Genomic DNA, 25,235 nt, shown 5'->3' on the forward strand with positions numbered 1-25,235 from the left:
AATATGGCTTTAAAGCGAGTAGTAGTGACTGGACTTGGTGCTATAACCCCATTAGGTAACACTTTTCAAGAATATTGGGAGGCTTTACTTAATGGTGTTAGTGGAGCAGGTCCAATTACTCTATTTGATGCAACAAATTTTAAGACAAGGTTTGCCTGCGAAGTAAAAAATTATAATCCTGAAGATTATTTCGGGAAAAAGGACATTCGTAAGTATGATCGATGTGCACAATTAGGAATAATTTCTTCAAGAGAAGCTATTGAAGATAGTAGGCTTTTAGAATATTCTGACTTGGATAAAGCTAAAGTTGGGGTGATTTGGGGTTCAGGAATAGGAGGGTTATTTACTTTTCAACATGAAGTTAGTGAATTTGCGTTAGGAAATGGTATGCCTAGATTTAATCCTTTTTTTATTCCTAAAATGATTGCTGATATGACACCCGGACTTATTTCTATGGAATATAGGTTTATGGGACCTAATTATGCTACAGTGTCAGCATGTGCTTCTTCGTCTAATGCAATTATTGATTCTTTAATGCTTATTCGTTTAGGAAAGGCAGATGTAATTGTAACTGGCGGATCAGAGGCTGCAATTTGTGAAAGTGGTATTGGTGGCTTCAATGCATTGCATGCAATGTCTACAAGAAATGAGGATCCTTCTACAGCGTCTAGGCCGTTTGATAAAGACAGAGATGGATTTGTTTTAGGGGAAGGTGCAGGGACTTTAGTTCTTGAAGAGTACGAACATGCGATAAGAAGAGGCGCAACTATATACGCTGAACTTGTTGCTGGTGGTTTAAGTGCCGATGCGTACCATATGACAGCACCGCATCCAGAAGGACTAGGAGCTTATAATGTAATGAAAAATGCTTTAGATGATGCAAATATTTCTATTACAGATATAGATCATATAAATCTTCACGGTACATCAACTCCTTTAGGCGATTTAGCTGAAATAAAGGCGATAAAAAAATTGTTTGGAGAGCATTCATATAATATTCAAATAAATTCTACAAAATCTATGACAGGTCATCTTTTAGGTGGGGCTGGGGCTATTGAAGCATTAGCTTGTGTAGGAGCAATTCGTAACGATATCGTCCCTCCAACAATTAATCATTTTACAGATGATGAGGAAATAGATGAAAAACTGGATTTGACTTTTAATAAGGCAAAGAAAAAAAATATTACCTATGCGTTAAGTAATACTTTCGGATTTGGAGGTCACAATGCATGTGTGATATTTAAAAAGATTTAAAATATTTTTTTAAATAATGAATTTTTGGAAGAAAAATATTTTCCATTCCATAATATCTAAAAAGAAAAACTTTTCAATCCAAGAAAAAGCATTTCAAAAGCAAATCGAAATTTTAATTGGTTATAAACCAATTAGTATTGAAATTTTTCATGAATGTTTTACACATACTTCATTAAATAGTGATGATAAAAATTTTGAAAGACTTGAATTTTTAGGTGATTCAATCATTTCAACGGTAGTTTCTGATTTTTTATTCCATAAAGCTCCAAACAAAGATGAGGGTTATTTAACCCAAATGAGATCTAAAATGGTTAATAGGAGCGCATTAAACCTGCTAGGAAAAAAATTAAATTTATCAACATATTTAAACAAAAGAAAAAACACAAATTTAGGTAAAAATATTGAAGGAAATTTATATGAATCTTTAGTTGGAGCCATTTATGTGGATAAAGGATTTATTTTCTCAAAAAAATTTATCGAAAGGACATTAATTAATACTGATGATCTTATAAATTTAGAAAACAAGATAACCAGCTATAAAAGTTATATACTCGAGTGGGCTCAAAAAAATAAATTTAACATTACTTTTGAAACCTCTCAAGAGGATAATGCAGAAAATATTTTAATTTTTGATTCTGTCATTAAGCTTAATGATCAAATCATTTCTAAAGGTAGGGCTAGTTCAAAAAAAAGTGCCGAAGAAATAGCTTCAAAAAGAGCTTATTATAAATTAAATAATAAAATCAATAAATTATGAAATTGTATTCCCTTACATGGGAGGACGATGATCCAATATTTGATTTTAAATTACTAGGTATAAAGACAAATGTAAGTAAAGACTACAGGTTTGTATTTTTACTTAATAAATTTTTTTCATTTAGTTTTAAGAGAATTAGAGATCATAAAATCTATAAAGATGAAAATGAATACAGTTTTTCAGCCTATAAATTTTATGATATTAAAACTAAACAAAACATTGAATTAATAAGTAATACCTCTTATCCGTTATTTAAAGAAGAAAAAAATGAATTGTTTGACCATTCAGAAATTATTGAAATATTAGTGCCGGAATATAAATTTTTTAACTACTTCTTAAAATATGATTTCTTATTGAGTGAAGAGTTTTATGTAACTTTGAAGAAATTTAATTTTATAAGTAATTATGAAGTAGTTGATTTAAATAAAATAAAAAAAAATAATCTTGAAAATTTGATATTAATAGAAGAATGAATTTATATAATAAAAAAACAAAAATAGTAGCAACTATAGGACCAGCATCAGAAGACAAAGAAATATTAATAAATATGTTTAAGTCTGGTGTAAATGTGATTAGAGTTAATTTTTCACATGCAGAAGAATCTATAGCAGAGAAATGGGTAACGTTAGTAAGAGAAATCAATGAAGAGCATGGATTTAGTGTGGCTCTATTGGCAGATTTACAAGGCCCCAAGCTTAGATTAGGAATAGTTAAGCCTGGAGTTGTTGTAAATCAAGGAGACATTATCACATTTACCAATGAGAAAATAGAAGGAGACGCTCAACAAGTCTATATGAGCTATAATGAATTCGCTAAGGACGTAAAGGTCGGTGAGCGAATATTATTAGATGATGGTAAATTGATATTTGAAGTAATTGAAACCAATTTAATAGATAAAGTTAAAGCAAGAGTAATTCAAGGTGGACCATTATTATCTAAAAAAGGAGTTAACTTACCAAATACAAAAATATCTTTACCAGCCTTAACAGAAAAAGATATAAAAGATGCTGAAATTGCAATAAAATTAGATTTTGACTGGATCGCACTTTCTTTTGTTAGGCATGAAGATGATGTAAATGACCTAAAAAAATTAATACAAAAGCATTGCAATCACAAAATTCCAATTATTGCAAAGATTGAAAAGCCAGAAGCTGTAAAAAATATTGAAGAAATAGTAAATGCAGTTGATGGTATTATGGTTGCAAGAGGGGATTTAGGAATTGAAATTCCAATGGAACAAGTCCCATTAATTCAAAAAAATCTAGTTAAAAGATGTAAGATTGCATGTAAACCTGTAATTATAGCAACACAAATGATGGAAAGCATGATTGATGGATTAACCCCTACCAGAGCTGAGGTGAATGACGTTGCAAATTCAGTATTAGACGGAGCAGATGCTGTAATGTTAAGTGGAGAAACATCTGTAGGAAAACATCCGGTGGAAGTAATTCAAAACATGTCAAAAATCATTAACAGTGTTGAAGAAGATGAATGTATAAGAATTCCACAACATAAACCAGTTCAAGGCTCTGAAAGATATATTACGGATACAATTTGTTATAATGCTGCAGATATGGTTGGTCAGGTGAATGCTAAAGCAATAATTACGTTGACTCAATCTGGATATACAGCTTTTCAAATTTCTTCCCATAGACCTTTAGCAGATATTATTGTTTTTACGAGTAATAAAAGAATCATTACTATGTTAAATCTTTTATGGGGTGTACAAGCATTCTTGTACGAAGGATTAAAAAGTACCGATGAAACAGTTGTAGAAGTAAATAGAATGGTCAAAGAAAGGGGTATAATCAAATCTAAAGATTATGTAATTAATTTAAATGCTATGCCTTCTTTTGGAAATGGATTAACCAATACCTTAAGGTTAACACAGATCTCATAAAATTTTTCAGTATATAATAAAAAAGGTTATTCAAGAATTGAATAACCTTTTTTAATTGTATATTTATAAATAAAATGAATTTTAAATAAGTCAAAAGATTTTTTAATTAAAAAACATTATGTTTAAAATTAGTAGAAAATTATCATTTATAATTTTAATTATTTACCTACTATTTTATTTTAACTCTTGCACAGACGATGAATCTAAAAAATTAGAAAAAAAGAATTTAGATTTTCCATCAAGGCAGATATTAAACGCAAATTTAACATTGCATGATTCAGTATATATAAAAGTTAAACTTAAATCTCCTTTGATTGAAGAATATGAATTTACAAAAACACCCTTCACCTTATTTCCCAAAGGTTTAAAAGTAGAGTTTATTGAAAGGGATAAAGATGAACCCATATATTTAATGGCTAACTATGCTAAAATTATTGAATCTGAAGGGTGGTATGAAGCTAAGAATAATGTAGTGGTAATAAATTCGGACAAAGATACTTTAAAAACAAATCACCTATTTTGGGATAAGAAGTTGAGGAAAATATATTCAGACGATACAGTTAAAATATATAGAGCGGATGGAGTGACAACAAATATATCTTCAAACGGAATCGAAGCAACTGAAGATTTTAAAAATTTTAAACTTAAAAATAATAAAGGAACTTTGCCGTATAATAATGAAGTAGATAAAGAATAAAGATAAATTACAATTTTTTATATTTATATTTGTTCATTTAAATATAAAAAATTGTAATTTAGTAAAATTAAATATAAGTAATTGATATTGGTGGTTATGAAAAAAATTTATACTCTTCCTATTATATTATTGTCTATAACTTCTTATGCACAACTTGAGGAAGTACAAGAAGAAACTAGTTCCCAGCAAGGATATATTCTTAAGCAAGAAGGTAGTGCTATAGATGTTGAGAAAAAAGAAGCAATAATGACTCAGCAACAAATTTTGTTAGCAGAAAATAGTGGTAAGAAAGCAGAAAATCCCTCCAATCCTACAATTTTTAGAACTACAGATGCAAATGGTAATGAGCTTTGGGTACTAAGTAATGGAGTAGTAGTAAGAAATGTCACTCAAGAATCTAATTACTCTAAAGAACCCATGTCAGTATTAAGATCTAAAGAAGGCGTAAAGGTTAAAAACGTACCTATATCTAAACCTTCAGAAGTTTATGAAGAAAATATAACTACTACAACGAAAAATATAGAATTAGAAGAAGTAGTCATCCCAAAATTAGAATCACAGCAGGAAAATATTGTAACACAGGATAATATTTCAAACAAGCAAGAATCCTATGTAACTGAAGAGGCTGTAGTACCTAATAAACAAGAGAAAAATGAAAGTTTTACGGATAACAAAGTTATAAAATTAGAAAAGTCTACAAATTCAGATATCTCTTCCCAAACAAATATTGCTAAGCCTGTAGATCAAACGAATACTAGTGAACTTAAAAGCACTATAAATTTATCTGAGACCACTGCCGTTAGTCAACCTGGCGATATCATAATAACAGCAGAAGATTTAAAAGACCAAGATATAAGCGAGTTATTTAGTCCAGATGTAAATTCGATGTCTCCGAAAGATAGAAAGCAATATGAAAAAAATCAGAAAAAGATTAAGAAACAATTAGAGAAAGATTTAAAAAAAGAAAGTTCATATAAATAATTAAGACACATCCCTGATTCACCACTGAATTGGGGATAAATTTTTAGATGCTAAATATTTATTTGCGTTACTGAATGGTTTAGATCCAAAAAATCCTCTGTATGCAGATAAAGGAGAAGGGTGAACAGATTTAATTATGCAATGTTGATCTGTGTTTATTAAACTAGTTTTCTGTTGTGCATAACTCCCCCATAAAATAAATACAACGTTATTTTTTAATTCAGATATTTTCTCAATGACTTTATCCGTGAAAATTTCCCAACCTTTTTTTTGATGAGAACCTGCTATATGTGCCCTAACAGTTAAAGTAGCATTTAACATAAAAACACCTTGGTTTGCCCAATAAGATAAATCTCCAGATTTTAAAATAGTTCCCATGTCATCTTTCAGTTCAGTTATAATATTTTTTAAAGAAGGAGGATAAACCGTGCCCTCAGGTACAGAGAAACATAATCCCATAGCTTGATTAAAGTTATGATAAGGATCTTGTCCCAGAATAACCACTTTAACATCATTGAAAGGGGTTAATTCAAAAGCTTTGAAAATATCTTTGCCCTTAGGAAAACAAACATGGTTTTTATATTCACTTTTAACAAATTCAATTAAACTTTTGAAGTATGGTTTTTCAAATTCTTGATCTAATACTTTTTTCCAAGATTTTTCAATTTTAATATCCATAAATAAAACTAGGCGATTAATGATTTAGTTATTTACACAATAAGTATTGTAATTTAATACTTTTATTTTATTTTCACCTATAAGTTCTTGTAAGAGATCATGAATTTCATCAGAAGTATGACAATAGAATTCATCATAAATATCCTGTCTAGTCCTAGGACTTACTTTTATAAATTGAAATAAATTTTCAGAATTTGTTAGAGAATTATAAGTTTGTTTAGATAAACAAATATCACATTTACCGCAAGATTCTTTTTCTTTTTCTCCAAAATAACCTAGAATTAATCGCATACGGCAAAACTTTTTATTCTGAATAAAAAATTCTAATTCTTTATATTTTAATAATTTATTATTCTGTATTTGATTAAATTTTTTCCAGAATTCATTTAAAAGATCAGAATCATTTCTAGCAGTAAGAAATTGTATTTTTTGCTTATTTCCATCTACGTAAAAAATATCACCACTTTGACTATATTTAGTTAAAAATTTACGCAATTCTTCCAAAGAAATTCTTAAAACGTTTGCAAGTTTAGATTCATTGAATTTAATTTGGTAAGAAAAAACACCGGTAATTTTTCTAGAAATTTCGTCAAAAATCCAAGTATCCTTACCAAATGATTGATAATCAAGTCTTTCAATTGGGAATTTTAATTGTATAATACTATCCCCAGGTTCGTATCTCCAGTTAATAATTGAGCTATTATTAAGAAACTCTAAAATAGGTATAATTCTCGTGGAAGGAATTTTAGTATATTTTTGGAAATAGTTAAGATCAAAGTCAAATATATGTTCAGGAGTTTCCGAAGGAGCTATTCCATATAATGTATATAAGTATTTAATAATCTTATTATAATCGTTGTAAGAGCAAATGGTTTGTAATAAAAAAGAAGATAAATTAGAAAATTCATAATCGTTCCATAATAAGAAGGCATGAGATAGATTTCCATCCCTACCCGCTCTACCTACTTCTTGGTAGTAATTTTCTAATGAATAAGGAGGTGAAAAATGAATAATACATCTTACATTTTCTTTGTCAATACCCATACCAAAAGCGTTGGTGGATATAAGAATTAAAGAATCACTTTCAGTCCAATTTTTTTGTTTCTTAACTTTTTCACTAGGAGACAGACCCGCATGAAAAAAATCAACCAAATACCCTTTACCTCTTAAAATAGAGCATAAGTTTTTAGTTTCACTCCTTGTTCTACAATATATGATGCCTGATCCCCTGTACTTGTTAAGAATCCTAACTATTTGAGAAATTTTATCCTCAGCTTTTACAACTTGAAGAGATAAATTTTCTCTTTTGTATGATTTTTTAAAAACTTCAACATCTTTTAGTTTAAGTTTGATAATTATTTCAGAAAGAACTTTCTCTGTGGCTGTGGCAGTTAGAGCAATACAAGGAATGTGGGATCCTATAAATTCTCTAAATGAATGAATTTGCTGATACGATGGGCGAAAATCGTTTCCCCACTCTGAAATACAATGAGCTTCATCAATCGCAATAAAAGAAACCTTAATATCAGAGATAATTTCTAAAAACTGTTTATTCAAAAGTCTTTCAGGGGAAATATACAGTAATTTTAATTCATTATTTTTAAGTTTATTGTATATAATGTGATGTTGATCAGCTGTTTGCTCGGAAGAAATAAAATCTGAAGGAATATAACGCCTTTTAAGTTGAAAAACTTGATCTTTAATAAGAGCTAATAGAGGTGAAATGATAATACATACCCCTTCTTTAAGTAAAGCGGGAACTTGATAGCAAATGGATTTTCCTGCACCCGTTGGAAGTAAAGCAACAGTATCATTATTATTTAAAATTGAAAGAATAATTTCTTTTTGGGGATATCTAAAATCTTTGTATCCCCAATAATACTCCAATACCTGATTAGGAAGAGACATATCCATGATAATACAAAGATAACTAAAATGAATTTTTAAATTGTAAATCCATTATATAAATGTAACAAAAAGGTTTAAAGCTACACTAATCATTCAACCACGTTATTATATAATTATAAATTACACATGAAGAAGAAAATTTTGAAAATATCATTAATAGTTATTTTTATAGCACTTCTAATTTTTTGCATAAGTTATATAATTAAAGCAAACTCAAATAAAAGCGAAAAATTTCTTACGGAAACACCTCTAATTAAAACCATTGAAATAAAATCTATAGCTACGGGGAAGATAAACCCAAAAGAAAAAATAGAGATAAAACCTAATATATCGGGAATAATTAAAGAGATTTACGTCAAAGAAGGAGATCAAGTGGAGGTTGGGCAATTAATAGCAACTATTAAAGTAGTTCCAGTGGTAGCAACAGTTAATTCAACTATGCAATCCATCAATTCTGCAAAAATTCAGCTGAGTAATCAAAAGAGAATCTTTGAAAGAGAAAAATTGTTATTTACACAAGGAGTGATCTCTAAGCAAGAATATGAAAACGCGGAGACTCAATATAAATTAGCAAAACAAACACTAAATCAAGCAGAAAAAGAATATGATATTGCAACTAAAGGTGTTGCCAGTGGTCTGGAAAATTTAGCAAGTATACAAATTCGTTCTACAACCAAAGGTATGATATTGGCACTTCCTATTGAAGTTGGAAACCAAGTAATTGAGGCTAATACCTTTAATGCCGGTACTACGATTGCAACAATAGCAGATATAAACAAGATGATTTTTGAAGGTAAAGTTGATGAATCAGATGCAGGTATGATGAAAATTGGAATGCCCATGAACATTGTGATAGGAGCTTTACAAGATGAAAAATTGCAAGGGAATTTATCATTTATAGCTCCACAGGGTTACGACGAAAATGGAGCAGTTAAATATAATATAAAAGCAGATCTTAAAATTCCTAACGGGGTATTAATACGAGCAGGTTACAGTGCAAATGCAGAAATAGTTTTAAATGAAAGAAAAGACGTCTTATCCGTAAGAGAAGCATTAGTCCAATTTGATGAACAAAACAAACCATTTGTAGAAATTTTGCAACCCAATGGAGAATACAAAAAACAAGATATAACTCTAGGCTTATCAGATGGTTTATACGTAGAGGTACATGGAATAAACATTAATGATAAAATCAAAATATGGAACGCTTCAGAAGAGGATAATAAATAAAAATATCAAACAAATATAAGCAACCAATACTTTAATTTAATGTATATGCTTTTCAGCATGATAAGATGATCTAACTAAAGGTCCACATTCAACATGACGAAAATTGCCTAGGCTTTTAGCAAAATCCTCATATTCTTTAAACAATTCCAAAGAAATATATTCCTTGACAGGAAGATGTTTTTTACTCGGTTGTAAATATTGTCCAATAGTGATAATATCTACCTTAGCATCATGAATATCTTTAATAGTTTCATAAACTTCAGAAACTTTTTCACCCAGCCCCAACATAATTCCTGTTTTAGTTCTTCTTTGTCCTTGTTCCTTTAAGTATCTTAATACATCTAAACTTCTGGAATATTTGGCTTGAATACGAACTTCACGAGTTAATCGGCTTACAGTTTCCATATTGTGAGAAATCACTTCCGGTGAAGCGTTTATTAAACGATCTAAATGCTTGGTGATTCCTTGAAAGTCAGGGATTAAAGTTTCCATAGTAGTTTCAGGACATATTCTTCTTATAGCATTTATGGTTTCAGCCCAAAGGATAGAACCCATATCCTTTAAATCATCTCGATCAACTGAAGTTAGAACGGCATGTTTTATTTTCATTAATTTAATAGAGCGAGCAACCTTTTCAGGTTCCTCCCAATCAATCTCAGAAGGTCGACCGGTTTTAACTCCACAAAATCCACAGCTTCTAGTGCAAATATTGCCCAATATCATAAAAGTAGCAGTTCCTTCTCCCCAACATTCACCCATATTAGGGCAACTACCACTCTGGCAAATCGTGTTCAATTTGTACTTATCTACAATATTGATAAGGGATTTGTAATTTTTTCCAGTTGGAAGTTTTACACGAATCCATTTAGGCTTGGTTGTTAAAGAATTTTCCATTTTGAACTGCAGATATTTATACAATTGCAAAAATACTAACTTAGAATAGTTATACTGCAAAAAATATAATAAATTATAATAAAGCATAGTTTTCAAAAAAAATTATTATCTTTGCTAGATTTTATAGTTAAGGATATATAAAGATTTGAAAAAAATTATTCGTATAAAAAAGATTTTATCTCAGAAAAGTATTTCACCTTTTCAGAATATAAAATTTCTTTTTTTAGTTTTAGATCAAACACAACATCCATTGGGAGATTCAAAAAATAATAATATTATATTTAAAAACATCTTAATAATTAAGATGTTTTTTTTTGCTTTAGTAGAACTAGACTTTAACAAAAATTATATATAAATAATTTTATGCAACATTTTATTTCTTTAGAAAATTTAAACATTGAAGTAATTAGAGAATTAATTGAAGATGCAATAAGCTTTAAAAAAAGAAACGCTTATCCCAATCTATCCAATCATTATATATCCAACTTATTTTTTGAAAATAGCACACGAACAAAATTAAGTTTTGAAATGGCTGAGAAAAAGACAGGGATGGGAATTATTTATTTTGATGCAGAAAGTTCAAGTATTAAGAAAGGAGAAACCCTGTATGATACGGTGAAAACGCTTAATTCCATTGGTGTAGAATGTTTTGTTATCAGACATTGGGAAGATCGATTTTATGAAAATTTAATTTCAAAATTTGATGTTCCAATAATTAATGCAGGAGATGGTTGCGGTGATCATCCCACACAATCTCTGTTAGACTTAATAACCATACAAGAAGAATTCGGAGAGTTTAGGGATTTAAACGTAGTGATAGTAGGAGATGTTGTACATAGTAGAGTAGCACATTCAGATGCCAAAATTTTACAAAGATTAGGAGCAAATATAAGTTTTGCAACGCCAGAATTTTGGAGAGACTCAACAATGACCATGGGCAGATATACAACTATAGATGAGGCAATTCCAAAAGCAGATGTTGTAATGTTATTAAGAAATCAAAATGAAAGACATTCTCAGCAATACGATGAAGGAAATTTTCTTTCCCTATATGGTCTTACCAAAGAAAGAGCAAGTAATATGAAAGCACATTCCATTATAATGCATCCTGCCCCTATTAATCGAGGAGTTGAGATAGATGAAGACTTGATTGAATCTCCAAAATCAAGGATTTTTACGCAAATGACTAATGGTGTTTTTGCGCGAATTTCTGTACTTAACTATGTATTTAATTCATAGAAATTCATTAAATTTAAAATAAAAATCATAAAATTTAAATAAACATATAACCTTGAAACGAAAATTAGTATTAGAAAACGGAATGGAATTTATTGGAGAAGGTTTCGGGAGCGATCAGTTTACCGTAGGAGAAGTGGTCTTCACTACTGGTATGACAGGTTACCAAGAAACTATGTCTGATCCTTCCTTCCATAAACAAATAATTGTTTTCACCTATCCATTAATTGGTAATTACGGTATTAATCCCAGTGATTTTGAATCCTTAAATCCATTTGTAGGAGGAGTAGTTGTTCATGAATTTGCCCATACAGAATCTCATTGGCAAAGTCAAATGAATATAGATTACTTTCTTAAAAAACAAAATATCCCTGGGTTAAGCGGTATTGATACCAGAGCCTTAGTAAAGATGATAAGGACCAAGGGAAGTATGAAAGGAAAATTTTGTGATTTATCAGAAGATACTGCTCAGGTAGCCCAAAAATTACAAAATACAATACTAGAACATCACGTACCGGAAGTTTCTACCCCACGAGCTTATAGTTCACCCGGAGAAGGATATCGTATTGTTTTAATTGATTACGGAATGAAAAAAAGCATACTAAAAGAACTATGTTTACGTAAATGTGATGTAGTCGTAGTTCCGTATAATACTAATGCTAGATCTATTTTAGAGTTAAATCCGGATGGTATTATGCTCTCCAATGGGCCCGGAGATCCGCAGGAACTTAATGAATCTATAGAAATAATAAAACAAATAAGCGGTAAAGTTCCAATTTTTGGAATATGTCTAGGTCATCAACTATTTGCAATAGCACATGGAGCAAAAACCTATAAAATGTTATTTGGTCATAGAGGAGCCAATCATCCGGTTAAGGAGCTAAAAACCAATAGAGTACATATAACTTCCCAAAATCATGGTTATGCAGTAGAGGAAGACTCACTAAAAAATACACCTTTAGAAATTACCCATAGAGCTTTAAACGATGGAACTATTGAAGGGTTATGTCACAAAGAAAATTATGCATTTACCGTTCAATATCATCCTGAATCAAGCCCAGGGCCTAACGATAATGAATATTTGTTTAATCAATTTATGAACCTGATTAGAGATTTTAAAAATACTCATTAATCAAAATTAAAAATTTAAAAATGCCAAAACGTACAGACATAAAAAAAATATTAGTAATCGGTTCTGGGCCCATTATCATCGGTCAGGCAGCAGAATTTGATTACGCAGGAACACAAGCCTGTTTAGCTTTAAAAGAAGAAGGATACCATGTTGTATTAGTGAATTCCAATCCAGCCACTATAATGACGGACAAAGAGATCGCGGATACCGTTTATATGGAACCTTTAACTTTAGATTTTCTCCAGCAAATTATAGCTTTGGAGCGTCCGGATGCACTGCTACCTTCCTTAGGAGGACAAACAGGTTTAAATTTAGCGGTAGAATTGGCTAAGTCAGGAACTTTAAATCAGTACGATGTAGAGGTTCTAGGTACTAAGTTAACTTCCATTGAACAAGCCGAAGATAGAGATTTGTTTAAACAGTTAATGGAAAGCATTAGCGAGCCAATAGCAGAGAGTGTTATAGTCAATGACATTGAAGCAGCTGTTGATTTTGCCAATCAAATCGGTTACCCAATTATTGTACGTCCAGCATTTACATTAGGAGGAACCGGAGGAGGAATTGCGGAAAATGAACTTGAATTGCGAGAGATTACAGAATCAGGCTTAAAATACAGTCCTGTCCATCAATGTTTAATTGAAAAAAGTATCGCCGGTTACAAAGAAATTGAGTATGAAGTTATGCGAGATGCTAACGACAATGCCATTGTGGTTTGTAACATGGAAAATTTTGATCCAGTAGGAATACATACCGGTGATTCCATAGTGTTTGCTCCAAGTCAAACCTTAGCAGATCAGGAATATCAGTTACTTAGAAATTCAGCTTTAAAAATAATCAGAGCCCTAGAAATTGAAGGAGGTTGTAATGTTCAATTTGCTTTAGATCCTTATAGTAGAGATTATATAGTTATTGAAGTAAATCCTAGGGTAAGCCGATCATCTGCATTAGCTTCCAAAGCAACTGGATATCCGATTGCTAAATTAGCAGCAAAAATTGCGATTGGATTAACATTGGATGAAATGAAAAATCCAGTTACCAATACTACCTATGCCTGCTTTGAACCAGCCTTAGACTATGTAGTAGCCAAAATACCGAGATGGCCATTTGATAAGTTCCAAAGTGCCAATCGTCAATTAGGAACTCAAATGAAGGCAACAGGAGAAGTTATGGCAATAGGAACATCCATTGAAGAATCTTTACTTAAAGCTGTGCAATCCTTAGAAATAGGTTGTTTACACATTAGAAAAAAAGATATCCAACCTTATGATCCTGCAACTTTAGACGAGAAATTAAAAAAAGCAGATGATGAACGTTTATTTCTAATAGCAGACGCATTAAGAAACGGGGAAAGTATTGAAAGAATACAAGAGGCTAGTAAAATAGATAAATTCTTTTTAGCCAAATTGCAGCATATTATTGAAATAGAAAAAGAATTGGAGGCACAGCCAGAGAATATTGAAATTGTTAAAAAGGCAAAAAAATATGGGTTTTCAGATTTTGAAATTGCACAACTTTGGAACACGGACGAAAAATCTGTCTATAAACTAAGGAAGGAAAAAAATATAGTTCCCGTATTTAAAATGGTAGATACTTGTGCGGCTGAATTTACCTCATCTACCCCTTATTTTTATAGTACTTATGGAATAGAGAATGAATCCTTAAGAACAGACAAAAAGAAAATAGTAGTATTAGGTTCAGGACCTATACGCATAGGACAAGGTGTAGAGTTTGATTATGCAACTGTGCATAGCGTGTTTGCATTAAAACAATCCGGTTATGAGGCAATAATTATCAACAGCAATCCGGAAACAGTATCAACAGATTTCAGCATTTCAGATAAATTATATTTTGAACCTCTTACGCGAGAGTCAATAACCACTATTTTAGACTTAGAAAAGCCAGATGGAATTCTAGTTCAATTTGGAGGTCAAACAGCAATTAATTTAGCTGAGGCAGCTAGGGAGGCAGGAGTAAAAATTCTTGGAACAAGTATTGAAGATATTGATAGAGCCGAGGATCGTAAAAAATTCGAAGCTCAGTTAAACGAACTAGACATAGCTCGCCCCAAAGGAGATACGGTTTTCAATTTAGATGAAGCCTTAAAAGTTGCAAGCTCTATAGGATATCCGGTAGTGATTCGCCCTTCTTATGTATTGGGGGGCAGAGCCATGCAGATCGTCTACTCCGATAGAGAGTTGGAAAGATATATGAAAGAAGCGGTTAATGTTCATGAAAAGCAACCGATTCTGATAGATAAATATTTGGTCGGAAAAGAAATTGAGGTTGATGCTATTTGTGACGGTACAAACGTTTTTATTCCTGGAGTTATGGAACATATAGAAAAAGCAGGAGTTCATTCCGGAGATTCCATAGCTGTATATCCTACCCAAACGATATCTCAAGAAGAAAAAGAGGAGATTATAAGACAAACGAAAGCCTTGGCTAAAGGATTTAAAATTGTTGGTTTGATGAATATCCAATTTGTGTTGATGAAAGGGGAAGTTTATGTTTTAGAAGTGAATCCTCGTTCCAGTCGTACCATTCCATTTATGAGTAAAGTTACAGGAATACCTTTAGCGCAGGTAGCAACAAAAGCTGTACTAGGAAGCTCCCTAATAGACCAAGGGTTAAGTATGGAATACTATCCAGAACCCAAAAACATCTATGTAAAAGCCCCTGTTTTTTCATTTGCAAAATTGAGATCTGTAGATATAACCTTAGGTCCAGAAATGAAATCAACAGGAGAAGTTATAGGGAAAGATACAACGTACGAAAGAGCTTTATACAAAGCACTTTTAGCAAGCCATATAAACATTCCAATTCTAGGGAATGCAATTTTTACAGTTGCAGATAAAGACAAGCCCGAAGCTCTACCCATAGCTAAAAGATTCTATGATATTGGGTATACCATTATGGCAACAAAAGGTACAGCTAAATACTTAAGGGATAATGAAATTCCTGTTATCGAGATAGATAAGTTGGAAAATGAAGACTATAACATTATAAAAATAATGCAGAAAGGAAAAGCTCAGTTTGTAATTAATACGTTATCTAACGATGGCTCAACGCAAGAAGATGGATATTTAATTCGAAGAAATGCTGTTGAAAACAGTGTTGCATGCTTAACTTCTTTAGACACAGCATCGGCTGTTGTACAAGTCTTAGAATCCATAGGGTTTGATATAAAATCATTCTAAAAACTTAAGATACATTAGAAAAATAAAAAGCGTCTGTCACACAGATGCTTTTTATTTTTTTGAGATTCCAATTTATTCAATCGATATAATTACTTATAGTCTTTAAAAATAAGAGTAAAATTTATTTAATAGTAACTTATCCAACAGAATACATTTTATAAACACTTGAAATTCTGGTATTATTCTTGTTTTTTAATATAGATAAAGCCAAAAATAATTTTAAATAAATGAAGAAATCTTTATAATAGAATGAAAAAAATCAATAATCTTATTTTCCCATCCCTAACATTATTAATTGTTCTCTCTTTTTTTAGTCAAAAAATTAATGCTCAAACTACTACCGATAGTATAAGAGGTGTTACTCTTGAAGAGGTTAAAATTCAAGCACCTAAAAACAGACACTACAACACAAATAACATATCTAAAAGCTTACGACTAGACGGAAATATTTTAGATGTACCACAAAATATACAATCTATAGATCAGTCTGTAATTAAGGATCAACTATCATTGAATGTTAACGAAAGTGTCACTAGGAATGTTAGTGGAACCTTTAGAGAAGAGTTGCACAATGGAATATCTTCAGATATATATTCAAGAGGAGGATATATTAATGCCCAAAGAAATGGGGTTGATTTACGTCCCTTATTAAAAGGACCTTTAGGAGATGATATTGCAGTTATTGATAGAGTTGAATTTGTAAAAGGACCTTCAGCTTTTATGAATGCTTTAGGAGATCCAGCCGGCTCATATAATATCGTAACGAAAAGTGCAGATGGAAAAAAAAGAACAGATTTTACTCTTTCTCAAGGAAGCTTTAATTTATTAAGAGGAGAAGCAGATATTAGTGGGAAATACAAAGAGGATAATAAGTTATACTATAGATTAAATCTTGTGGGAATGCATAAAAAAGGATTTATGAAATACGATGATAACAGTAGAATTGTTATAGCTCCATCCATTCAATACAATTTTGATGAGAATACAAGCATATCTGCACAATACATCTATCAGCATTTATCCTATAATATGTTGAGTGAAGCACAAATTTCTCCTTATGGATTCGGAACTTTACCGTATGATTTCACCATTACAGATCCAAGTTCACGCCCTTATAGAGCAGATGCCAATGATATATTTGTAAATTTTGATAAAACCTTTAATAAAAACTGGAGCTTACATACACAAGTATCTAATGTAAATAGCAAATCAGTAGGAGCTATGTATTGGGTGAATGGGATAAACAAAGTGGATCCGGATATATTAGATCGTGTATATGTATACGATGCCATGAAATACAATACTTTTTCAGCACAAGCTTATGCAAAAGGACATTTTATAACCGGTATATTTACCCATAACCTATTAACCGGAGTTGATTATAATTATAAAACCAATAAAACCCAAGATACTTGGAATACAGCTACAACCATTTACCCTTTAAGTATTTCAAACCCTATTTATTCAAATGTTATCAATGATAACTCAATGGGAGGAAGTTATAATTCTGAAAACGATATTAATGGAGTGGATAACTTAAGCACAGGTAGGCTATCATACATTTCTCCCTATTTAATGGAAGAAATAAGCATTTTAGATGGAAAGTTAAAGATGAATGTAGGTTTGCGCTATACTTATGCTCAAGGATTTTTTAATCAATATGGAGCAAGAAATAAAAATTCAGACAACAATCTTAGTCCGAGGGTAGGTATTAATTATAAAATAAATGAAACCTTTAGTGCCTATGGATTGTTTGACAATACCTTTACACCTCTGGTAGGAAAATCCTTTGAAGATAAGCCACTAGATCCGGTAAAAGGACAAAGCTTTGAAATAGGTTTAAAAAAGGAGTGGATGAATGCATTTACCACAACAGTTTCCATTTATCAAATTGAAAGATCACATACGGTCACAAAAGATCCGATAACTAATAATATATATCAAAACGGACAAAATAAAGCCAAAGGTATTGAAGTAGACGTCAGAGGTGAATTATTCCCAGGGATGTATGCAACTATAAATTATGCATATACAGACTCTAAAATAACCAAAGACGATTTAAATCCTTATATGGTAGGAAAAGCAACACCGGATAGAATCAGACATATACAAAACACATGGCTAACCTATAAATTACCCGGGAATTTCTTAAAAGGTTTCTCTATTTCAACTGGTTATCAATGGTTAGTGGGTAGAGCACCTAGATTCACAACGATAGATCCAGTAGAAATGAATAACATATTTAGAATGGATGCAGGTATATCATACGAAGCCAAAAGATATACTTTTAGCGTTATGGTTAACAATGTATTGGATAGTAAGCAATACTCCACCGCTTGGAAAAAGAATGATATGTACTATTGGGTACAATTGGCGCCTATTAATTATAGATGTTCTTTAACCGTTAAATTGTAAATTTTACACAATGAAAAATTTTTTTCTAATATTATTTGCCCTGATTTTACTGAATGGCTGCAACTCTAATCAAGAAAAATTAGAAAATCAAGATAAAAATTTTATCACTCTCACAGATACTCAAGGAAACCATGTAACCTTACTAAAACCAGCACAGAAAGTGGTTTGTTTATTTGATCCATCAGTAGATGTAATCTATATGTTGCAAAAAGAAGAAACTTTAGTAGGTATTCCGGCAGAATTGTATTTTGATAAAGAATTATACAATTACTTTAAACTGTTAGATAAACGAATAGAAGCAAAGCTATTATCAACCCCAGGAAGTAATGATCTTGCAAATATTGAAAGTATAGTAGCTTTAAAACCAGATTTAGTAATTGCAAAAAATTTAACTGCAAGCACCATACAAACACTAAAAAGTATGCAAATACCTGTGTATCTATCTTCATCTGATACCAATAAAAACTTAATTAAAGAGATGCGTGACATTTCAATTATGCTGGGAAATGAGAAAAGAGGTGAAGAGTTAATTGCTTATGCTAAATCAAAAGCAAAAGAATTACAATCCAAAGCAGATCTATTGTCTGAAGGGAAAAGAAAAACTGCTTACTTCTCATGGGCGAATGGTAGGATATTTACAACCACAGGAGTAGAGAGTATGATGAATAACTGCTTGGATTTGGCAGGAGTTAATAATGTATGTTCTACTAAAATTGATAAAATGAATGTGAATCCAGAAACTTTGATTCAATGGAACCCCGATATGATTGTCATGTGGAACGATAGTCCAAATTTATTTTACGAAAAACCAGAATTAGCTTCCATAACTGCTATAAAAGATAAGCAAGTGTATAACTTAATGCCTATGTTCTTCTATAGTCCTCATACTTTTAAGGCTTTATGTGCAGCAACTGCCATTAACAATTGGGCTTATACGCATGATAAAAATTTAGAGCTAAAAGATTTAAAAGAAATTATTTTAAAACTTTATGGGGAAAAAAATGGAACAGAATTAATGAAATACCTATAATTAAGAATGGAAATAAAATATATAGAAAACTACTGGGATAAACAAGCCACTATCTGGAGAGAAGAAAAGGAAGATGCCTGGGATTTACCCGAAACCAAATACTGGCTTCAATATTTTAAACAACTTTTACCTACACTTTCAGGGAAGAAAGTACTTGAAGTAGGCACAGCTTCAGGATATTTTGCAAATTTATTATCTTTAGCAGGATATCAAGTTACTGCCGTAGATCTCTCTTCGAAAATGATTGAGGAAGCAAAAGAAGTATCCCAAAAATTAAAATTATCCATTGATTATCAAGTTATGGATGCACAAAATTTAGATTTTGAATCCAATACTTTTGATTTAGTATTTACCCGATTAATGACTTGGACGCTTCCAGACGTCAACAAATTTTATCAACTCTCCTATAATATATTAAAACCTCAAGGGAAATTAATTAATTTTGATGGAGATATGGGTAAAATTCAATTTAGCAGTGAAGAAGGTCATGAAAGATATCCGTCAGAAATTATGGAAGAAGCCAATAAAATTAAAGCCAATTTAGAAATAAGTAAAAACGATAGACCTACCTACGATCTGGAATTATTAAAAAAAATAGGCTTTATAAATGTTGTTTCTGATAACAAAATTCAAAATGAGATATTACATAAAGATATTTCAGAGAAAACTTTGTTTCAAATTTCAGCACAAAAACCATAAAGAATAAAACTAAAACTAGTACTTTGAATAATAAGTTAGCAAAAATTCTATGTTACGGATTACCTATTCCGGTATTAATAGTTTCTTTGTTTATAGGATCTTCCGATCAAGTAAATGCAATACAATTTTTTAAAAGCCTAATCAATCAGTTACAAGGTCAAACATTAGTTGGTAGAGATCAAGGGTCTTACGAATTAACAAAAAATATTTTGGTAAATGTAAGGCTACCCCGAATTCTATTAACCTTTATGGTGGGTGCTGCACTTTCTGTTTCAGGTTCAGTATTGCAAGCCTTGTTTAGAAACCCCTTGGTGGATTCTTATATCTTAGGAATTTCCTCAGGTGCAGCTTTTGGAGCCTCATTAGCCATCGTGTATACTTTAAGTTTTATAAACATTTATGCTTTTGTGGGTGGAATATTAGCCGTAATACTCACCTATTTCATTGCTACAGTTAACAAGCAAACCTCAACCGTTACCATAGTACTATCGGGGATGATTATTTCAGGCGTATTTATAGCCCTGCTAACGCTAGTTCAGTATATTAGTGATCCTTACAAATTACAAGCGATTATACAATGGACTATGGGAAATCTACATTCCGCTTCTTGGATTGAAGTTAAACAATCCTTCATTCCCATAATACTAACAATTCTTATTTGTTTTCGTTATCGTTGGAGATTAAATCTACTTTCATTAGGAGATGATGCAGCTAGGGCAGTAGGCGTAAATCCGTTTCCTGATAAATTTATTTTAATTACTTGTGCTACTTTAATGACTACAACAACCGTGGCGGTAGCCGGTGTAATTAGTTTTTATGGCTTATTCTTGCCCCATATTGTAAGAATGTTATTAGGAGCAGATAACAGCAAATCAATTGCAGGAAATATACTTTTAGGCGGAACTTTCTTATTAATTATTGATGATTTATCCAGAACTTTGTTTGTGTTTGAAATTCCTATAGGTGTTTTTACAACCATTTTAGGAGGAGGATTTTTCGTATATCTATTAAAAAAGAATAAACTAAACTGGAACTAGCATGAAAAATGCCATAGAGATAAATAACCTTGAGTTTTCTTACAGTGATAAACCAGTACTAAAAAAACTTAATGTTTCATTTATAGAAAATAAGTTTTCGGTTTTATTAGGTATTAATGGAGGAGGTAAATCAACCTTATTTAAAATTATAGCAGGATTGCTAAAGGGGTATCGTGGAGAAATCAAGATATTTAATAAGAACATGGAAACGATAAGTTTTAAAGAACGTGCCCCCTTAATTGGTTTTTTACCACAGTTTCATCAATTTGTTTTTTCCTTTACGGTTAATGAAGTTTTACTAACAGGTAGAACCGCATTTTCAGGATTTAGTGTGAAAGATTCTGATCAAGAAATGGCTGAAGAAATAATGAAGGATTTATCCATTTATCATTTAAAAGATAAACCCATCAATCAACTTTCAGGAGGTGAGCAACAAATCACGATGATAGGAAGACTTTTAATGCAAAATCCTAAAATCCTTCTATTAGATGAACCCACCAACCATTTAGATGTATATTACCAACATCATTTAATGGAGAAATTAAAAAAATATTCAACCCAAGGGTTTACTGTAGTTTCCATAATGCATAATCCTACGTTGGCTTTTCAATATGCAGATCATTATTATTATTTGCACGACGGCCATGTTCATACAGCTGAAGATCCCTCTGTACCAGATTTAAATTTGTTAGAAGCTGTCTATAATATGAGCTTCGTGGTCATTAATAAAAATGAGAAAGATTTTATTTTACCTTTTGGTGAAAAATTAGATTAAGATTTCCGGTAATGTCCTTAACATTTAAAGCTATTCAAATTTATTTTTTTTAAAATTCATTCGTTAAAAGCGTATAAAAATAAATAAGTATCAATTCTTATTAATTTCAGGAATTTTTCTTCCATAATATTGGGTAATAAAAGCCCCTAATAAGTTAACAAGGATTGAAACAATTAAAACCAATTCAATCCCACCCCATTTTAATAAGTTAGGAATAAAGAAAACAGCTATAACAGCTCCTATTTTCCCTATCGAGGCTGCCAAACCAACACCTGTCCCCCTTTCCTCTATGGAATAGATTTGTGGAGGAATAATAAAGGTCATTAAATGAGGACCGGCGTTCAAGAAAAGTTCAAATATTAAAAAACCTAAAACAAAAATCCAGGTAGAAAGACCTAATTTATACCCAACCAGTAATAAAATTAAACCCAAAGAGCTTAAACTAAATCCCCAAACTTGTATTTTTAAATGATTAATTTTATTAACTATAAAAAGTCCAAGTATAAAGCCGATAAGAACAAACACATTAATAAAGGTGGTTATCTTAACGGAGCTAATTATTTTATCAAAGGGGTCTTGTTTAGAAGGTTCTAAGCCTAAAGCCAAGACAAGTATCGGTAAAAATATACCTAAACCATAAACACCTAGACCTTCGCAAGCCCAAGGAATCCCGCTAAAAATTACTTTCTTTAAATTATCTTTACTTAGAAAATCTTTAAGATTGGGGTCTTTGGTATCAACAGGTTTATTTTTAATATCTCCAATTTTCACATCATTGCCCAAAAAATATTTAACGGCAATTTCTGCTTTTTCAATTTGTGCATGAGCGATTAGCCAACCCGGACTTTGTGCAAAACGAATTCTTAATAGAAACATGAGAAGTGATAGTGCAGATATAAGGAGTAATAGAAAATTCCAATGCATAGGATTTTGCCATTTTATTAATAAAAAATAACTGATTGTTGCAACAACAATACTACCTATGGCAGAGGTTGATTTTGCAGCTCCTACCATAAATAATTTCCATCGGTCGGGCATGATTTCTGAAATATAGTCAGAACCTAGGCTGTATTCGCCACCAATTCCTATTCCCATTAAAAATAAACAAAAGGCTAAAATCCATACGTGATCGAAAAAAAATGCAAATAAGGAGGCTCCTAAAATTAACAAGGGGCAAATCCTGAATAGTTTTAAATAGCCATGTTTATCGCTTAAATCTCCTATCAGCGAAGATCCTACCACTATTCCTAATAAACTCATACAGGAGATAATTCCTTGAGAAAAAGAATTTAATTCCGGATGAATTAACATTTGAATCATAGGTATAATGATACCTATGAGAGTGGCTAAGCCAGCACCCAAGGCTTGACCTAAGGAAGAGATAAAAAATATTTTCACATGCCCCCATCGAAGAGGCATGTGATCCATGTCTACCATTTTTTTTTGTAGCATAAATAAGATATAATAAAAGTTATTTCTCCATTATAAAAATGAATTTAAAATTTAAACCTAGGTAGTAGGAACAACCAAGTGGTTAAACAAAAAGGAGCAGTTAAAGACGGTAGTCCAAACGGTTCTAGCATACCATTCATTCCTGCTTGTACAAAAACAGTTGCAATAATACCTAGAAATGCCCATGCAGCGGTTTTATGGCTAACTTTATAGAAAGTCATACCTAAAGCGATACCGGTTAATACAGCACTAAACCCATACAATCCGTTAGCAATATCACTACCCGGAGCTTTAAACAGTATAGCTGCAAATAACGCTATAGCTGAGGCTAATGCTGCCCAGATAGCAGCCCATTTATTACTAATAAATAATGCTATTAAAAAAATTATACCGGTAACCCAAGAGTTTATAAGGAACACTTGTGAAATGCCTTTTAACCAATAAATAAGTAGATGAGAGATCGACAAATCCAAGCTGGGATTGATAGCAGAGCTAAGTACAGGCTCAGACATATGTGTAGGAGGAATTCCTTGCAATACTCTTGCACTAAATAAAAATATCCAAGTAAGAAATACGAAAGGAAAAGTTAATGAATTAATTCCCCATGAAGCCATAACGTTGTTAAATGCTAACCGTACTGATGATGTTAGCATGGCACATACAATCAAAGCAATCCATGTATACGGGGTATTTCCCAAAAAAGTTAGAAATGCACAGCCGACTAAAATACCGTTGAACCCCCATAAACCGTTTTCGTTATCATCACTAGAAAGTGGTAGTAAGTAAGCGGTGATTGTAGAAGTAAGTAATCCGACTAAAGCCCCCCAAGCTACTAAGCCCTGACCTTCTTGATATGCACCTACAAAAATACCCAATAAAAACAGTACGCCGGTCCAAATATTGTTTTGAAACATCACTTGTCCGGATCCTTTAAATATAATTTTTATAAAGTCCATTGAAAATAAGTGGCAAAACTTTGTGCTTGGTTTAGTTGTAAGTGTTTCCATGTTTTTTAGTGTTAATTAGTTATATTTTATCTCCAAGGAAATTCAGCAGGAACTGGTTTTCCTTTTACTTGTAATCGTACTTTAGAGCAAAAATCTCTAATTACTTTTTTTACCGGACCAGGTTCCATCCCTAATACTTTAAATAGCAATCCACTTTGGTTAGGCAAATAAGTTATACCCGCTGCTATCTGTTTCTCGTTATCAATAAAAGGAGTTATTTGCTCATAGATCTTGTCAGCATGCTCTTTAGGAGTCATCACAATTACATTCGCAAATACGTCGTAATTATGCATCACGCCCAAATTCCGAGGAGAATATTTATTAGGATCTATAATAAATTTTTCTCTAAACAATTGCTCCCCATCGGGACGTTCTCCATGGCAACACACCGATAAAATATCATATTCAAAAAGTTCACCATCTCCATAGTGTTTTCGTCCTCCCATAAAAACTTCAGAATAAAAGAGAGTTGCCGTAGGTGCAATTACAAGTTTGGTGTCTGAAATAAACCTCGTATGTCGGCAAGGAATTAAAGGTTCAGGCAAAAATTCTAAATATGCGTGATCTTCCAATACAAATTCCTGTTTAAGACCGGAATAATTGTATTTCATTTCAGACAGCTTAGTGGCAGCTCCGGTAGATACGAAAGCAAAAGCATCTTTTCTAACCGTAATGTTTTGTTCGTATCTGTCACCGTCTATGTTAGGACCTCCGGCAGAAAGAATATAAACACAAGGCATTTCTGGCATCTCTTCGTCAAAATAAAGCTCTTGCTGTACAATGATGGGAGATCTTCTGTCCAAATCTCTCATTATGGATTTTCCAGATTTGTCCAGTTCAAATCCCATAAATAAATATCCTGTTTTACCAGGGGCTCCTACATACATAGCTTTAGGTTGCTCTAGATAAGGAGCCATTTCTTTAGCGGACGAAAAATCTACTTTACTAATAGCCAT

The 25,235-nt window shown here is 31.7% G+C and carries 21 protein-coding genes; 15 read left to right on the forward strand and 6 right to left on the reverse strand.

What is annotated here, in order from left to right; all coding sequences use genetic code 11:
• Positions 1-3: 3 nt before the first annotated feature.
• From fabF to ETU10_RS00860, 6 genes are all read left to right on the forward strand, one after another.
• Positions 4-1,254: a beta-ketoacyl-ACP synthase II gene (fabF, locus tag ETU10_RS00835; RefSeq protein WP_146261172.1), complete on the forward strand. Its 1,251-nt coding sequence runs from the start codon at positions 4-6 to the stop codon at positions 1,252-1,254.
• Positions 1,255-1,270: 16 nt separating this feature from the next.
• Positions 1,271-2,011 carry a ribonuclease III domain-containing protein gene (locus ETU10_RS00840; RefSeq protein ID WP_146309352.1) on the forward strand — a complete coding sequence of 247 codons (741 nt, stop codon included), beginning with the start codon at positions 1,271-1,273 and terminating at the stop codon, positions 2,009-2,011.
• Positions 2,008-2,484, forward strand: coding sequence for an IPExxxVDY family protein (locus ETU10_RS00845; RefSeq protein WP_146309353.1), 477 nt, complete (start codon positions 2,008-2,010; stop codon positions 2,482-2,484). The genes ETU10_RS00840 and ETU10_RS00845 overlap by 4 nt, the downstream gene beginning before the upstream one ends.
• Positions 2,481-3,911: a pyruvate kinase gene (pyk, locus tag ETU10_RS00850; RefSeq protein ID WP_146309354.1), complete on the forward strand. Its 1,431-nt coding sequence runs from the start codon at positions 2,481-2,483 to the stop codon at positions 3,909-3,911. The genes ETU10_RS00845 and pyk overlap by 4 nt, the downstream gene beginning before the upstream one ends.
• Before the next feature lie 118 nt (positions 3,912-4,029).
• Positions 4,030-4,608, forward strand: a complete 579-nt coding sequence (lptC, locus tag ETU10_RS00855) for an LPS export ABC transporter periplasmic protein LptC (RefSeq protein WP_146291251.1) — start codon at positions 4,030-4,032, stop codon at positions 4,606-4,608.
• Positions 4,609-4,704: 96 nt separating this feature from the next.
• The gene (locus tag ETU10_RS00860) at positions 4,705-5,589 is read left to right on the forward strand and encodes a hypothetical protein (RefSeq protein WP_146309355.1); all 885 of its coding nucleotides are present in this window, start codon (positions 4,705-4,707) and stop codon (positions 5,587-5,589) included.
• Between the two features lie 18 nt (positions 5,590-5,607).
• On the opposite strand, the gene ETU10_RS00865 is transcribed toward ETU10_RS00860, so the two are convergent.
• Positions 5,608-6,267, reverse strand: a complete 660-nt coding sequence (locus tag ETU10_RS00865; RefSeq protein ID WP_146309356.1) for a uracil-DNA glycosylase — start codon at positions 6,265-6,267, stop codon at positions 5,608-5,610.
• Positions 6,268-6,291: 24 nt separating this feature from the next.
• Complete coding sequence (locus tag ETU10_RS00870; protein ID WP_146309357.1) at positions 6,292-8,181, reverse strand: RecQ family ATP-dependent DNA helicase; 1,890 nt, start codon at positions 8,179-8,181, stop codon at positions 6,292-6,294.
• A gap of 120 nt (positions 8,182-8,301) precedes the next feature.
• Here ETU10_RS00870 and ETU10_RS00875 point away from each other — a divergent pair, with 120 nt between their 5' ends.
• The gene (locus ETU10_RS00875; RefSeq protein WP_146261164.1) at positions 8,302-9,405 is read left to right on the forward strand and encodes an efflux RND transporter periplasmic adaptor subunit; all 1,104 of its coding nucleotides are present in this window, start codon (positions 8,302-8,304) and stop codon (positions 9,403-9,405) included.
• 36 nt (positions 9,406-9,441) lie between these two features.
• On the opposite strand, the gene lipA is transcribed toward ETU10_RS00875, so the two are convergent.
• Complete coding sequence (lipA, locus tag ETU10_RS00880) at positions 9,442-10,299, reverse strand: lipoyl synthase (protein ID WP_185145027.1); 858 nt, start codon at positions 10,297-10,299, stop codon at positions 9,442-9,444.
• A 363-nt stretch (positions 10,300-10,662) separates the two neighbouring features.
• Between lipA and ETU10_RS00885 the strand changes: the two genes are divergently transcribed.
• The 8 genes from ETU10_RS00885 to ETU10_RS00920 all read left to right on the forward strand — a co-directional run bounded on the left by ETU10_RS00885 (position 10,663) and on the right by ETU10_RS00920 (position 21,820).
• The gene (locus ETU10_RS00885) at positions 10,663-11,538 is read left to right on the forward strand and encodes an aspartate carbamoyltransferase catalytic subunit (protein WP_146309358.1); all 876 of its coding nucleotides are present in this window, start codon (positions 10,663-10,665) and stop codon (positions 11,536-11,538) included.
• 52 nt (positions 11,539-11,590) lie between these two features.
• On the forward strand, positions 11,591-12,667 hold the full coding sequence (locus tag ETU10_RS00890) for a carbamoyl phosphate synthase small subunit (RefSeq protein ID WP_146291242.1): 1,077 nt from the start codon (positions 11,591-11,593) through the stop codon (positions 12,665-12,667).
• Positions 12,668-12,687: 20 nt separating this feature from the next.
• The gene (gene carB / locus ETU10_RS00895) at positions 12,688-15,864 is read left to right on the forward strand and encodes a carbamoyl-phosphate synthase large subunit (protein ID WP_146309359.1); all 3,177 of its coding nucleotides are present in this window, start codon (positions 12,688-12,690) and stop codon (positions 15,862-15,864) included.
• 249 nt (positions 15,865-16,113) lie between these two features.
• A complete protein-coding gene (locus tag ETU10_RS00900) occupies positions 16,114-18,279 on the forward strand; it encodes a TonB-dependent siderophore receptor (RefSeq protein ID WP_146309360.1) in 2,166 nt (721 codons plus the stop codon).
• A 10-nt stretch (positions 18,280-18,289) separates the two neighbouring features.
• A complete protein-coding gene (locus ETU10_RS00905; protein ID WP_146309361.1) occupies positions 18,290-19,309 on the forward strand; it encodes an ABC transporter substrate-binding protein in 1,020 nt (339 codons plus the stop codon).
• 6 nt (positions 19,310-19,315) lie between these two features.
• Positions 19,316-20,008, forward strand: coding sequence for a class I SAM-dependent methyltransferase (locus ETU10_RS00910; RefSeq protein WP_146309362.1), 693 nt, complete (start codon positions 19,316-19,318; stop codon positions 20,006-20,008).
• 23 nt (positions 20,009-20,031) lie between these two features.
• Entirely contained in the window at positions 20,032-21,045 is a 1,014-nt protein-coding gene (locus ETU10_RS00915) for a FecCD family ABC transporter permease (RefSeq protein WP_146309363.1), read from the forward strand.
• Position 21,046: 1 nt separating this feature from the next.
• Positions 21,047-21,820: an ABC transporter ATP-binding protein gene (locus ETU10_RS00920; protein ID WP_146291234.1), complete on the forward strand. Its 774-nt coding sequence runs from the start codon at positions 21,047-21,049 to the stop codon at positions 21,818-21,820.
• Positions 21,821-21,910: 90 nt separating this feature from the next.
• Here ETU10_RS00920 and ETU10_RS00925 read toward each other — a convergent pair whose 3' ends face one another.
• From ETU10_RS00925 to ETU10_RS00935, 3 genes are read right to left on the reverse strand one after another with little or no spacing between them, the layout of a single operon-like run.
• Positions 21,911-23,272, reverse strand: coding sequence for an MFS transporter (locus tag ETU10_RS00925; RefSeq protein WP_146309364.1), 1,362 nt, complete (start codon positions 23,270-23,272; stop codon positions 21,911-21,913).
• 44 nt (positions 23,273-23,316) lie between these two features.
• Complete coding sequence (gene yut / locus ETU10_RS00930; protein ID WP_146309365.1) at positions 23,317-24,279, reverse strand: urea transporter; 963 nt, start codon at positions 24,277-24,279, stop codon at positions 23,317-23,319.
• 26 nt (positions 24,280-24,305) lie between these two features.
• Positions 24,306-25,235, reverse strand: coding sequence for an urease accessory protein UreD (locus ETU10_RS00935; RefSeq protein ID WP_146309366.1), 930 nt, complete (start codon positions 25,233-25,235; stop codon positions 24,306-24,308).

Source organism: Apibacter muscae (assembly GCF_007845595.1).
In the GTDB taxonomy this organism is placed as follows: Bacteria; Bacteroidota; Bacteroidia; order Flavobacteriales; family Weeksellaceae; genus Apibacter; species Apibacter muscae.